At 31.4% G+C, this 12599-nt stretch carries 9 protein-coding genes and 18 tRNA genes; 24 read left to right on the forward strand and 3 right to left on the reverse strand.

Annotated elements, in window-relative coordinates:
• The first annotated feature begins 1 nt into the window (after position 1).
• The 19 genes from LQ675_RS05405 (at position 2) to LQ675_RS05495 (ending at position 5049) form a co-directional block, all read left to right on the forward strand.
• Positions 2–90, forward strand: a tRNA-Leu gene (locus tag LQ675_RS05405).
• Positions 91–99: 9 nt separating this feature from the next.
• Positions 100–173: transfer RNA gene (locus LQ675_RS05410), tRNA-Arg, on the forward strand.
• 18 nt (positions 174–191) lie between these two features.
• Positions 192–265: transfer RNA gene (locus LQ675_RS05415), tRNA-Pro, on the forward strand.
• A 25-nt stretch (positions 266–290) separates the two neighbouring features.
• Positions 291–366: transfer RNA gene (locus tag LQ675_RS05420), tRNA-Ala, on the forward strand.
• 20 nt (positions 367–386) lie between these two features.
• Positions 387–460 (forward strand) — tRNA-Met (locus LQ675_RS05425).
• A gap of 36 nt (positions 461–496) precedes the next feature.
• A tRNA-Ile gene (locus LQ675_RS05430) sits at positions 497–570 on the forward strand.
• A 12-nt stretch (positions 571–582) separates the two neighbouring features.
• Positions 583–675, forward strand: a tRNA-Ser gene (locus LQ675_RS05435).
• A 26-nt stretch (positions 676–701) separates the two neighbouring features.
• Positions 702–775 (forward strand) — tRNA-Met (locus tag LQ675_RS05440).
• A 13-nt stretch (positions 776–788) separates the two neighbouring features.
• Positions 789–864, forward strand: a tRNA-Asp gene (locus tag LQ675_RS05445).
• 20 nt (positions 865–884) lie between these two features.
• Positions 885–957 (forward strand) — tRNA-Phe (locus tag LQ675_RS05450).
• A 14-nt stretch (positions 958–971) separates the two neighbouring features.
• Positions 972–1047, forward strand: a tRNA-Thr gene (locus LQ675_RS05455).
• Positions 1048–1053: 6 nt separating this feature from the next.
• Positions 1054–1137: transfer RNA gene (locus LQ675_RS05460), tRNA-Tyr, on the forward strand.
• Between the two features lie 18 nt (positions 1138–1155).
• Positions 1156–1229 (forward strand) — tRNA-Trp (locus LQ675_RS05465).
• Between the two features lie 2 nt (positions 1230–1231).
• Positions 1232–1304 (forward strand) — tRNA-His (locus LQ675_RS05470).
• Between the two features lie 15 nt (positions 1305–1319).
• Positions 1320–1391, forward strand: a tRNA-Gln gene (locus LQ675_RS05475).
• 6 nt (positions 1392–1397) lie between these two features.
• Positions 1398–1472: transfer RNA gene (locus LQ675_RS05480), tRNA-Cys, on the forward strand.
• Positions 1473–1483: 11 nt separating this feature from the next.
• Positions 1484–1558, forward strand: a tRNA-Gly gene (locus LQ675_RS05485).
• Positions 1559–1707: 149 nt separating this feature from the next.
• Positions 1708–1792: transfer RNA gene (locus LQ675_RS05490), tRNA-Leu, on the forward strand.
• 407 nt (positions 1793–2199) lie between these two features.
• A complete protein-coding gene (locus LQ675_RS05495; protein ID WP_107611109.1) occupies positions 2200–5049 on the forward strand; it encodes a DEAD/DEAH box helicase in 2850 nt (949 codons plus the stop codon).
• 519 nt (positions 5050–5568) lie between these two features.
• Here LQ675_RS05495 and LQ675_RS05500 read toward each other — a convergent pair.
• Both LQ675_RS05500 and LQ675_RS05505 read right to left on the reverse strand, forming a co-directional pair.
• Positions 5569–5784, reverse strand: a complete 216-nt coding sequence (locus LQ675_RS05500; RefSeq protein ID WP_048539822.1) for a hypothetical protein — start codon at positions 5782–5784, stop codon at positions 5569–5571.
• A 60-nt stretch (positions 5785–5844) separates the two neighbouring features.
• On the reverse strand, positions 5845–6810 hold the full coding sequence (locus tag LQ675_RS05505; RefSeq protein WP_048539823.1) for a LacI family DNA-binding transcriptional regulator: 966 nt from the start codon (positions 6808–6810) through the stop codon (positions 5845–5847).
• Between the two features lie 90 nt (positions 6811–6900).
• Here LQ675_RS05505 and LQ675_RS05510 point away from each other — a divergent pair, with 90 nt between their 5' ends.
• Positions 6901–7239 (forward strand): nuclear transport factor 2 family protein, encoded by a 339-nt coding sequence (locus LQ675_RS05510; protein WP_078104521.1) that lies wholly within the window; start codon positions 6901–6903, stop codon positions 7237–7239.
• A 28-nt stretch (positions 7240–7267) separates the two neighbouring features.
• Here the strand turns inward: LQ675_RS05510 and LQ675_RS05515 are convergent, their stop codons facing one another.
• Positions 7268–8218 carry a LacI family DNA-binding transcriptional regulator gene (locus tag LQ675_RS05515; RefSeq protein WP_048539825.1) on the reverse strand — a complete coding sequence of 317 codons (951 nt, stop codon included), beginning with the start codon at positions 8216–8218 and terminating at the stop codon, positions 7268–7270.
• Between the two features lie 160 nt (positions 8219–8378).
• Between LQ675_RS05515 and LQ675_RS05520 the strand changes: the two genes are divergently transcribed.
• From LQ675_RS05520 to uxaC, 4 genes are read left to right on the forward strand one after another with little or no spacing between them, the layout of a single operon-like run.
• A complete protein-coding gene (locus tag LQ675_RS05520; RefSeq protein WP_048539826.1) occupies positions 8379–9380 on the forward strand; it encodes a TRAP transporter substrate-binding protein in 1002 nt (333 codons plus the stop codon).
• On the forward strand, positions 9373–9861 hold the full coding sequence (locus LQ675_RS05525; protein WP_107602304.1) for a TRAP transporter small permease: 489 nt from the start codon (positions 9373–9375) through the stop codon (positions 9859–9861). The genes LQ675_RS05520 and LQ675_RS05525 overlap by 8 nt, the downstream gene beginning before the upstream one ends.
• Positions 9861–11156, forward strand: a complete 1296-nt coding sequence (locus tag LQ675_RS05530) for a TRAP transporter large permease (RefSeq protein WP_106417709.1) — start codon at positions 9861–9863, stop codon at positions 11154–11156. Before LQ675_RS05525 ends, LQ675_RS05530 begins: the two co-directional genes overlap by 1 nt.
• A 15-nt stretch (positions 11157–11171) precedes the next feature.
• Positions 11172–12578: a glucuronate isomerase gene (uxaC, locus tag LQ675_RS05535; protein ID WP_107602305.1), complete on the forward strand. Its 1407-nt coding sequence runs from the start codon at positions 11172–11174 to the stop codon at positions 12576–12578.
• Positions 12579–12599: the final 21 nt, after the last annotated feature.

Here is a 12599-nt window from a genome sequence, read left to right on the forward strand (position 1 = left end):
TGCCGGGGTGGCGGAACTGGCAGACGCACAGGACTTAAAATCCTGCGGTAAGTGATTACCGTACCGGTTCGATTCCGGTCCTCGGCACCATATTAATATGCGCCCGTAGCTCAATTGGATAGAGCGTTTGACTACGGATCAAGAGGCTAGGGGTTCGACTCCTCTCGGGCGCGTAATGACCATTTTGGTTACGGGAAGTAGCTCAGCTTGGTAGAGCACTTGGTTTGGGACCAAGGGGTCGCAGGTTCGAATCCTGTCTTCCCGACTCTTTAAAAATTTACATATTAAATGGGGGCTTAGCTCAGATGGGAGAGCGCCTGCTTTGCACGCAGGAGGTCAGCGGTTCGATCCCGCTAGTCTCCACCATTTAAAAATAATATCATTATGGCGGCGTAGCTCAGCTGGCTAGAGCGTACGGTTCATACCCGTGAGGTCGGGGGTTCGATCCCCTCCGCCGCCATTAAAATTTTCAATATGAATACATATTTTAAATTTTGGACCTTTAGCTCAGTTGGTCAGAGCAAACGGCTCATAACCGTTGGGTCGCAGGTTCGAGTCCTGCAAGGTCCATACTTATATATTGGAGGAATACCCAAGTCCGGCTGAAGGGATCGGTCTTGAAAACCGACAGGGGCTTAACGGCTCGCGGGGGTTCGAATCCCTCTTCCTCCGCCATTATATTTGTAACTTAATATTATTATCGCGGGATGGAGCAGTTCGGTAGCTCGTCGGGCTCATAACCCGAAGGTCGGTGGTTCAAATCCGCCTCCCGCAATAGCTTTAATGATGGTCCCGTGGTGTAGCGGTTAACATGCCTGCCTGTCACGCAGGAGATCGCGGGTTCGATTCCCGTCGGGACCGCCATTTTTTAAAAATTAATGTATGGCTCAGTAGCTCAGTCGGTAGAGCAAAGGACTGAAAATCCTTGTGTCGGCGGTTCGATTCCGTCCTGAGCCATCTTTTAACTTTTTGCCGGCCTAGCTCAACTGGTAGAGCAACTGACTTGTAATCAGTAGGTTGGGGGTTCAAGTCCTCTGGCCGGCACCATCTAACGGAGGGGTAGCGAAGTGGCTAAACGCGGCGGACTGTAAATCCGCTCCTTCGGGTTCGGCAGTTCGAATCTGCCCCCCTCCACCATTATTATTTTAATTTAATAGGGGCATAGTTCAACGGTAGAATAGAGGTCTCCAAAACCTTTGGTGTGGGTTCGATTCCTACTGCCCCTGCCATGGCGGCTGTGGCGAAGTGGTTAACGCATCGGATTGTGGTTCCGACACTCGTGGGTTCGATTCCCATCAGCCGCCCTTATTTTATATTAATGGGCTATAGCCAAGCGGTAAGGCAACGGACTTTGACTCCGTCACTCGCTGGTTCGAATCCAGCTAGCCCAGTAGTCTGGCGGCATAGCCAAGTGGTAAGGCCGAGGTCTGCAAAACCTCTATTCACCGGTTCAAATCCGGTTGCCGCCTCCATTAATAACTTTGCGGGAGTATTTCAACTTTTAGAATACATTCCTTCCCGGAATGAGATATAGGTGCAAGTCCTATCTTCCGCTCCATTATTATTAATACTGCTATTTATTAAAATGCGGGAGTATTTCAACTCTTAGAATACATTCCTTCCCGGAATGAGATATAGGTGTAAGTCCTATCTTCCGCTCCATTTATTTCTTCCATTGGGAAGATTTTTTTGTAGGATTTTTATTAAGCCGGTGTGGTGGAATTGGCAGACACGCGGGACTCAAAATCCCGTGTCCGTTGAGGACGTGTCGGTTCGAACCCGACCACCGGTATATATAACTAATGTAAAAAAGTCTTAAGCTAATAGCTTAAGACTTTTTTTGTTCTTTTAAAGTTTAATAATATAATCAATTTTCTTATCTTTAAAATATATCATTTTTAAAATTGTTATTAGATCAATATATAGATATCTTCTTCGTTTAATTAAAATAGTACATATTTATCACAATAAATTTTATTTATAATATTTCATGGTTATCCTTTTTTTATAATCTATATAATTATCTCTCAAATCTTTAGACTAATAATTAATTAAGATATTGAAGATTTGATAATAAATTATATAATAGAAATATAGGAAACTACAATTATAATAAAAAAGACATAGAAATTGATAATGAAAAAGAGATAAATTTATTATATCCTTTTAAAAAAAGTTAATAATTACTAGAGGTGAGATATGGCATATTTTGAAGAACTATATAATTCGTTAAACATATTTTCAAATAAAGCAAAATTACGAAATGTGCAACATGGTGCCATATTTGCAATTGCTAGCTATTATTCTATAAAAGATAATAGTAGTCTTATATGTATGCCTACAGGTACAGGGAAAACTGCTGTAATAATGTTATCACCTTACATATTGAAATCAAAAAAAGTATTGATTATAACTCCAAGTATCTTAGTAAGGTCACAGATTACAAATGATTTTAAAAACCTTATAACCTTAAAAAATATTAACATATTTTCTGAACTTACACCTCTACCAAAGGTATTTGAAATGAAAACTAAATATAAAACTAACTATAATAATGAAATTACGAATTCTGATGTGGTTGTATGTACTCCTTCTGTTGCGTTAAGCCTCTCTCAGAGTAAGTTTAATAGTATTTTTGATTTAGTTATTGTAGATGAAGCACATCATGAGCCAGCTAAAACTTGGAGAGATTCTTTAATTAAATTCAAAAAATCTAAAAAGATCCTTTTTACGGCAACACCTTTTAGATTAGATAATAATGAAATCAAAGCTGATATTATTTATAATTATCCTCTATCAAAAGCTTTCGAGGATAAAATATTTGGAAAAATAGAATATATAAATGTTGAAAAGACAAAAGAGGATAATGACATTAATTTAGCTAAGCATTGTGAAGAAATATTTTGTAAAGATAGAAAAAAAGGATATTCTCACCTAGTAATGGTTAGAACAAATTCAAAAAAGAATGCAGAAAAACTTAATGAAATTTATATGGAACATACTAATCTTAGATTAGAAGTTATAAATAGTTCTAAAACTAGACATCATGTAATTAATATTATTGATAAACTTGAGAAACAAGAGATTGATGGAGTAATTTGTGTTGATATGATGGCAGAAGGTTTCGACTTTCCTAATTTAAAAATTGCTGCTATTCACAAACCACATAAATCATTAGCTTCTACACTACAATTTATTGGAAGATTTACAAGGGTAAATGGTGAAGATTTAGGAAGTGCTAAATTTTTAGCAATTAATAATGAAGAACTAAGTATTGAGAATATCAAGCTATTTTCAGAAGATGCTATATGGGAAGAACTAATAATTAATGCTTCTGAAACTAAGATAATGAAAGAAATAGAAAACAAAGATTTTATCGATAGATTTCATAAAGTAAAATCAACTGATGAAGACTTATCACTTCGTTCAATTAATATGGGATTACATGCAAAGTTATTTAGAAGTTTTTATTTTAATGTAAATCAAAATTTGTCTATTCCTGGATACCAGATTAATAATATTTATACTAATAAAAATGATAATATGAAGGTTTTTATATTAAGAAAAATGAGTAGACCGAAATGGATTTCAGATAATTCTAAAATACTTGATTACAAATATAATTGTATCATTCTCTACTTTCATAAAGAAAGCAACCTTTTATTTATCAATTCAAGCATAAAAAATGAGACACTTTATAAAACAATAGCCGAACAATTTTGTGGTGAAAATAAATTTACCAGACTAAAACTTCGTGAGGTTCATAAGGTATTATTAGATTATAATAGTTATGATTTTTTTAATGCTGGATTAACGAACAATATAGGAGAAGGAGAATCATATAAGATAAGTAGCGGATCAAATGTAAGTTCTACATTTGATGCAGATACAGGACAATTATATTCTTCAGGACATATTTTTTGTAAAGTAAGTAATCCAGAAGAACAGTCAACCATCGGTTATAGTTCTGCTTCGAAAATATGGTCTAGTAAATATGGAAACTTATTAGAAATAAAAAATTGGTGTGATATCAATGCTCTTAAAATAACTTCTAATAGAAATGTTAAAACAAATACAGACTATGACTTTATACCATTACCAATGAAACTGGATAATTATCCAGAAGATATATTTACAGTGAAACTTAATGATCAATCTTATAAATCATGTCATAAATTGGACGGAATAGAATTATTTGATATAACTGATATTGATATTAAATTGTATGATGTCAAAGGTGGAAGAATAAAAATATTAGTAAAAATTGATAACAAAGAAGAAATTATTTATAAAGATATAAATAAGTACTATTATCAGTCAAAAGAAAGTATAATAAAAGTGATTTTTAAAAATGAGATTCTTTCATTGTCTGATTATTTTAATGAATTCCCTTTAGAGTTTTATACAAGTAACTTATATAAGATATATGATGACCAAATTACTGTTAATAATTTAGAGATTGTCCCATTTGATAATAGACTCATTAAAAAAATTAATTGGCTTGAATATAAAACAGATATAACGTTAGAGTTTAGAAATAAAAATAATAATAATGTGAGTATTCATGATACCTTAGAAATATATTTGAAGAAATTAGAAGTATATGATTTGATAATTTATGATCATGGAACAGGTGAAATTGCTGATTTTATATGTATAAAGAAATATGAGGATCATATTTTAGTAGATCTTATTCATGTAAAAGCTGCTTTTTCCAAGACTTCCAAAAATAATAATGTTGGAGATATTTATGAAGTCATTGGTCAATGTATTAAGTCTATTATTTGGATTAAAAATAAAGAGAAATTAAAATATAAAATTTTGGATAGGAATAAGAAAGGATATTCAAAATTTATAGTTGGAAATAAAAATGAGCTAAAAGAATATTTAAATTATAATATTCCTATTAAGGGAAATGTTATTGCATGTCAGCCTTCTTTAAGTTCTGAAACATATTTACCATCTAAAACTAGTGAATTGTTATCAGCTGTGAACAGTAAATTTAAAAACTCTGGTACACATTTTTCTTTCAAAGTATGGGGAAGTTAAAAAAAGTATGACATAAATATTACAGACAATAAAATTCATGTGATTTATATTTGAATGATGTTATTTTATAACATGATTTCAGTGATGGGAATTCTAATAGTAGCAATTTTTTATTAATATATAAAAGAGTTAGATTTAGATTTTTATTGTAGTATAGAAATTATAATGATTAGCAATAATAATCCTAGTTGTTTCAAATTTTTGGTCACTGATTGGTCACAGTTAGAGCTAAAAAATGCCATTTCCCCGAAATTTACGGACGATTGTCCATCATCAATAGAAATCACTGGGATACTAGTATTACATCTTTATTATGCCTAAATATAATTTGTATAGAATTAGAATAGCATAACGATTTTGTGAAGTGCTGACGCCTGAGGGAATAGTATGAGTGAGAGACTACAGGCTCGAACCATACCCTAGGCAAGCATGCACGTACAAAATCGTAGATTATAAAAAATAACATCTCATTTTTACTGTGAATCAGTAGAATGAGATGTTATTTTTTTAGAGTTTCTTTTAAAGTTTAATAATATAATCAATCTTCTTATCTTTATACATTTTACTTCTTGTCATTACTTGAGGGATATCATATTTGTTTTTCATACTAATTGCTTTCGATAGGCTCTCATCAGTACAAGCGACAATATCAATATTGCTAGTGTGTTGAAGTATTTCTACATAAATTTCTGAAGTAATATTACAACCATCAATACCAACTTTTTGTTTGTTCATTTTAATTACCCCCTAATATTTGTGATTGATTAAAGGGTAATCTATGAAATGCATTTCATGTCAATGGTTTAATTTAAATACTGAGTTTCTTTTGATAAGTTTTGTTTCAAATAAATAGTTATTCAGTTTATCTTCATATAGTTGATTAAACAAACTTTTACCAATTTGAAAGAGGGGAATCTCTATTGTAGTAAGGTTCAGCAACTTAGATATTTTATGATTTTCAAACCCAATGATAGATATGTTTTTCTTCTTTTCTTCATCTAAACTTATAAATAATCCTGCTGCTGTGTTATCTCCTGATACAACAATTGCTGTTGTTGGATTTTCTTTATTTTCAATTTCTTGTGCGAGTCTTTGACCATCTTCTAATAATACAAAATTCTCATATATATCTTGATCATTGTAAGTTATAGAATTCTCACTGCAAAAGTCTTTATATGCTTGTATTCTTAAAATTGAACTAGTGCTATTTCTTCTATTTATGGCACATGCAATATGTCTATGTCCATTATTGTATAGATGATTTAATGCTTGTTTGAAGGCATTATAGTGATCAATATATGTAGTTCTAAATTTAGAGTTTGAAATATTTTCGAATATAGAAATTGGACCATACTCTATATACTGTTCAACTATATTTAATGAAATATTCCTTGAACATATAATGAGTGCGTCTATTTGTTTTAATTTTAACATTTCCAAAGCGTCAATTTCTTGATCAGTATCATAGGCAGTTTGAAACAAAACAATTTTTTTGTTTGATTTAATCGCTTCTTCAGAAATACCTTGAATTAACTGTGAAAAATAGGGATGATTAGAGAATGGCAAAACGACACCTATCAAATTTGTTTTACCTTTTTTTAAATGAATTGCATTGATATTTGGTATATAATTTAATTCTTCTATAGTATCAAGTACTTTTTGTCTTTTTTCTTCATTAACATAAGGGTGGTTATTAATTACTCGTGATACAGTACTTGGTGAAACGCCAGCTCGTTTAGCTACTTCTTTTAAATTTGTCATTTGCATACCCCCTCGATTATACTTATTACTATGTTATTATTTTAGCATATAAATTGAACTATATTTACAAAGATAAAGTAGGTGTAATTTATTAAACAGCAATTTTATGAATTAGAATGTGCACATTTGGATGCTAGTAATAGAAAGGATAAGTCGTTTATCATAAATTTACTTGATGATGATTTTAAAGAAATAGGTAAGTCTGGCAGAATGATATATAAACGTGATATTGAAGAGGGCACTTTACATACATTTGATTATGAGATTTCGGATTTTATAGTTGAAAAAATCCAAAAAGGTATTGTACTAACGACTTATGAATTAATCAATAAAACTGATCATATTACAACTAAGCGAAGTACATTATGGATTAGAAAACAATCTGAGTGGAAGATGAGATTCCATCAAGGAACAATAGTAAAAAAATGACTACAAAATTGTAGTCATTTTTTTGTCTTTATTTCCGCTTTACTAATTCAGGCTCAAGATGATAGACATCTGGTTGATTTTCCTTATATTCAATTGCATTGATAAGGATATTAACTAATGTTTCAGCAATTTTTTTAGTAGGGACACCAACTGAATGAATCACTGTATCCATATGGTCAAATTGAGGTACATTGTCGTATGAGTATACAATATGTTGATCAAGTGAATCTTTTAAAGTGTGTATGAGTCCTAAAGTAATATCATAACTTCCACAAATGATACCTTCTGGTAAAGTATGATTGGTTAAATATGATTTTAATGCAAAAAATGTATCTTCAGCAGATAATCCTTTTGAATCAATCATATTATAATTAAGATGGTGTTCTTTACAATAATGTTCAAAGGTTTCTTTCTTTATAATTTGTCGAATATCATCGGTGTTAAGATCTCCAATATAACAAATATTTGTTATATTATTTTGCATTAAATCATCTAATGAAAGAATCATTGCATGTTTATGATTGACATTTACAATAGGGTATTCGAGCTTTCGGTCTGTACCATAGGCAACTACTGGAATATTAGAACTTATGATACTTGGTAAGGTAGAAGCTTCACCTTCATCAAATACGATGATGCCATCAAAACGTAATTCTAAAAATTTATGTGCAGCAGTTTCCACATCATCGATTGATACAGACATAAAATATCCAGTATTCTTTAAAAAGTTATTAATTTCTGAAACAAGAGTTGAAACTGCAACTCTGTCTACTGATGGCCAAATGAGTCCAATTGTTTGGCTCTTATTTGAGACTAAAGAGCGAGCGGAATTATTAGGTATATAATTCATTTCTTTTGCCTTTTGTTGTATGCGCTCTGTTGTTTCAGCAGTAACTAAAGGAGAATTTTTTAATGCTTTACTTACTGTTGAATAACTAACACCACAGGCATTTGCAATGTCTTTTAATGTTACAGCCATGTGAGTCTCCTTTAAATATTATTTTCTATATTATACCATAAGCACACAATTTCTATAAATAACAACGTTGTTATTTTGATTCATTTCATTTATACTTATCAATAAGAATTAAAGATGTAATCAAATTGATTACTTTTTTAGAATTAATGGGGGATGAGAGATGAAAAAAATTTTACTGTTAATTGTAAGCGTATTCATAGTTTTGTACGGATGCCAACAAAGTGACGCACAAGATAAAGATGTTAAGACTTTAACATTAGCACATAACCAATCAACAACACATCCAGTACATAAATCTTTAGAAGAATTTAAAAAAGAAGTAGAAAGGAAATCTCATGGAAAATTAAAAATCAAAATATATGCGAACGGACAACTTGGAAGTGAGCGAGAAGCGATTGAAATGACGCAAACAAATGCCATTCAATTTACAAAAGTTTCAGCAAGTGCACTTGAAAGTTTCTCTGAATCGTATTCTTTATTCAGTATGCCTTATCTATTTAAATCTCAAGATAGTTTCCGATCCATTATGAAAAAACCTGAAGTACAAAATTCATTCTTTAATACGACAAAAGACAACGGGTTTGTAGGTATTACTTACTATGACGCAGGATTAAGAAATATTTATACAAAAGATAGAGAGATAAAAACGAATAAAGATTTACATGGTTTAAAAACACGTGTTCAACCTAGTAAAACAAGTGTTGAACTTATTAAATCATTAGGTGGTACACCAACACCAATGGCGTTTGGTGAAGTTTATACAGCACTACAATCTGGTGTTATTGATGCAGCTGAGAATAATGAAACAGCATTGACTGACAATAAACATGGTGAAGTCGCAAAAAATTATTATAATACAGAACACGCTATTGTTCCTGATATTTTAATCATGAATAAGGATGCATATAATGATTTATCTAAAGAAGAAAAAGGATGGATAAAAAGTGCAGCAAGATCTTCAACTGAAAAGCACGAAGTTATCTGGGATAAAGCTATTAAAGAAGGGATTAAGACAGCTAAAGAAGATATGAATGTTAAGTTTCATGATGTAGATAAATCATCTTTCAAAAAAGCTGTAAAACCTTTACAAGAAGAATTTAAAAATAATAAAGGAACTGAAAAACAATACAAATTGATTAAGGAGGCAGAACAAAATGAATAAATTAACATATTATATCGATAGAACTTTGCTTTCTGTTTCAGGTGTATTGGTAACTGTAATGGTTATTTTATCAGTTTGGCAAGTGATAACTAGATATATATTAAACACACCAAGTACGACAAGTGAAGAAATCATTCGTTTCTTGTTAATCTGGTTTGCATTATTAAGTGCAGCATATGTATTTGGTAAGAAAAAGCATATTGCCATTTTATTTATTAGAGAAAAGTTTCCAGTTAAAGCGCAGTTATTTATAGAAAGGCTGACGAATATCATTATTTTATTAGTTGCTTTAATTTTGATGATTTATGGTGGTATTAAAATTGTTGCACTTACTTGGACTCAAATAGCACCATCTACTGGTGTATCAATGGCGTTAATGTATGGTGCGTTACCTATATCAGGACTTTTCATTGCTTTCTATTCAATTCGAGGCATTATAACAAATGAGTTACCAGAAAATGATGAAGGCGGTGAAGTGTAATGACGACAATTGCTGGAATCGTATTATTTGTATCTTTAGCCGTATTTTTAGCTTTTGGTATTCCAATCGCAATTTCAATAATTTTAAGTTCATTATTAACGTTAATACTTATTTTCCCATTTGATGTCACAATACTTACGGCAGCTCAAAGAATGATAACAGGTATTGATAACTTTACAATGCTTGCCATTCCGCTATTTGTACTTGCCGGAATATTGATGAATAACGGTGGTATTGCATTTAGATTAATTAACTTTGCGAAAGTGTTAGTAGGTAGATTACCTGGTTCTTTAGCACATACGAACATTGTAGGTAATATGTTGTTTGGTTCTATTTCAGGATCAAGTGTTGCAGCTGCTGCAGCAATGGGGAGAATCATGACCCCCATGGAAACAACACAAGGTTATAAAAAATCATATTCTGCAGCTGCTAATATTGCTTCAGCACCTTCAGGATTATTAATTCCACCAAGTTCATTATTGATTGTTTATTCACTTGTAAGTGGTGGAACATCAATTGCTGCATTATTCATTGCAGGTTACGTTCCTGGAATTCTATGGGGTCTAGGTTGTATGGTTGTTGCTTACTTTTTAGCTAAAAAACATGGCTATCCAGTTTCTGAAAAAGTGAGTTGGAAAGATAAATTATTTTTAACTTTAGATGCCATTCCAAGTTTACTATTAATTATTATTGTAATCGGTGGTATTGTAGCTGGAATATTCACAGCTACAGAGGGTGCAGCTGTCGCAGTTCTATATGCATTTATACTGTCTCTTATCTATAGAAATTTAAAAATAAAAGATATACCTGCGATTATTATAGAAACGGTTGAAATTACAGGTATGATTTTATTCTTAATTACAGCATCTGCATTATTCTCACTCGTTATGAGTTTCACAGGATTACCAGAAGCAATTTCTGGCGGTATATTATCATTAACTGAAAATCCTATTTTATTATTATTGTTAATGAATTTAATTTTACTAATTGTTGGTACATTTATGGACATAACGCCAGCAGTACTTATATTCACACCAATTTTCTTACCAATTGCAGATAGTATCGGTTTAGACCCGATTCATTTCGGTATTGTGATCGCATTTAACTTATGTATTGGTAATATAACTCCTCCAGTAGGTAGTGCGTTATTTGTTGGTAGTAGTGTTGCAAATGTACGAATTGAAAGTGTCATTAAGACATTAATACCATATTTTATTATTTTAATTATTCTGTTGTTATTAATTACGTTCGTACCACAATTATCGTTATTTTTACCAAAATTACTTGGGCTTTAGGAAAGGTGAGTATTTATGAGTATGATTCAAGAAAATTTTATTGTTCAATCTAAAAAAGGACAAGCATTATATAAAGTTGCTAAAGATATCCCGATTTTTGATTTTCATTGTCATTTAGATCCGAAAGAAATCTATGAAAATAAACCATTTACTACGATTACTGAAGTTTGGCTTAAACATGACCATTATAAATGGCGCTTAATGCGCGCATATGGAATTGATGAGTCGTATATTACAGGAGATAAATCCGACAAAGAAAAATTCGATGCTTTTATAAGTTTATTGCCAAAAAGTATTATGAATCCGATGTATCACTGGTGTCATTTAGAGTTAGCAAGGTATTTCAACATCAATGAAAATTTAAATAAAATTGAAAAAGATCAATTATATAATCAGTTAAATGAAAGTTTACAGCAACCAGAATTTCTGCCAAGAAAATTAATAGAAAGAAGCAATGTCCAAATCATTTGTACAACTGATGATCCGTGTGATGATTTGAAATATCATCAATTACTTCGTGAAGATAAGTCATTTGATGTTAAAGTGTTACCAACATTTAGACCTGATCGTTATATCGCCTTAACGAAAGATAATGTAGAAGCATCAATTAATCAATTAGAAAATGCTACAGGAACAAGAATAAATCATTTGGAAGAATATATTAATGCGCTCAATGAACGTATTGAATACTTTCATCAAAATGGCGCAAGAAGTTCTGATCAAAGCTTTGCGAAAGTACTTAAAGTGGATGTAACAAAAGAACAAGCTGATCAGTATTTTGAACAGATTAAACAAGGTGAAGACTTAGATGAGGAAGATTTAAGTAAATTATCTGGGTATATTTTAACTGAAGTAAGTAAAACGTATAAAAAATATAATTGGGTTGTACAGTTTCATCTTGGACCAGTAAGAAATAATAATACATTATTGTTTGAAGAAGTTGGTCCAGATGCTGGATTTGATAGTGTAGGTGATATGCTCAGTTCGTCTGATTTAAATAGATTTTTAGATCATTTAAATCAAAATGATGCATTATCAGATACAATTATTTATCCTAATAATGCAAATGATCACTTAATGGTGCAAGCTACAGCTGGAAACTTTACTTCAGATAAAGTCAAAGTGCAACTAGGTGCTGCATGGTGGTTCAATGATACTAAAGAAGGAATGGAACAACATTTAGTAGAATACGCAAATGTTGGATTGTTATCTACTTTCGTTGGTATGTTAACTGATTCAAGAAGCTTATTATCGTATACAAGACATGAATATTTTAGAAGAATATTATGTGAAATGATTGGTAAACGTGTGGAAAGAGGAGAAATCATTGATGATGATGAAATTCTTTCTGAAATTATTAAGGATATATGCTTTAATAACGCCGTGTCTCTATATAATATCGAAGGTGTAGATGCTATATAATAATTAAGAACCTAAGACAGC

The organism is Mammaliicoccus sp. D-M19 (genome assembly GCF_022386695.1).
Classification (GTDB): domain Bacteria; phylum Bacillota; class Bacilli; order Staphylococcales; family Staphylococcaceae; genus Mammaliicoccus; species Mammaliicoccus sciuri.

Bases quoted from the DNA above. Each gene is read 5' to 3' on its own strand.
- LQ675_RS05495 (WP_107611109.1), top strand. From the start codon at position 2,200: ATGGCATATTTTGAAGAACTATATAATTCGTTAAACATATTTTCAAAT.
- LQ675_RS05500 (WP_048539822.1), bottom strand. From the start codon at position 5,784: ATGAACAAACAAAAAGTTGGTATTGATGGTTGTAATATTACTTCAGAA.
- LQ675_RS05505 (WP_048539823.1), bottom strand. From the start codon at position 6,810: ATGACAAATTTAAAAGAAGTAGCTAAACGAGCTGGCGTTTCACCAAGT.
- LQ675_RS05515 (WP_048539825.1), bottom strand. From the start codon at position 8,218: ATGGCTGTAACATTAAAAGACATTGCAAATGCCTGTGGTGTTAGTTAT.
- LQ675_RS05520 (WP_048539826.1), top strand. From the start codon at position 8,379: ATGAAAAAAATTTTACTGTTAATTGTAAGCGTATTCATAGTTTTGTAC.
- LQ675_RS05525 (WP_107602304.1), top strand. From the start codon at position 9,373: ATGAATAAATTAACATATTATATCGATAGAACTTTGCTTTCTGTTTCA.
- LQ675_RS05530 (WP_106417709.1), top strand. From the start codon at position 9,861: ATGACGACAATTGCTGGAATCGTATTATTTGTATCTTTAGCCGTATTT.
- uxaC (WP_107602305.1), top strand. From the start codon at position 11,172: ATGAGTATGATTCAAGAAAATTTTATTGTTCAATCTAAAAAAGGACAA.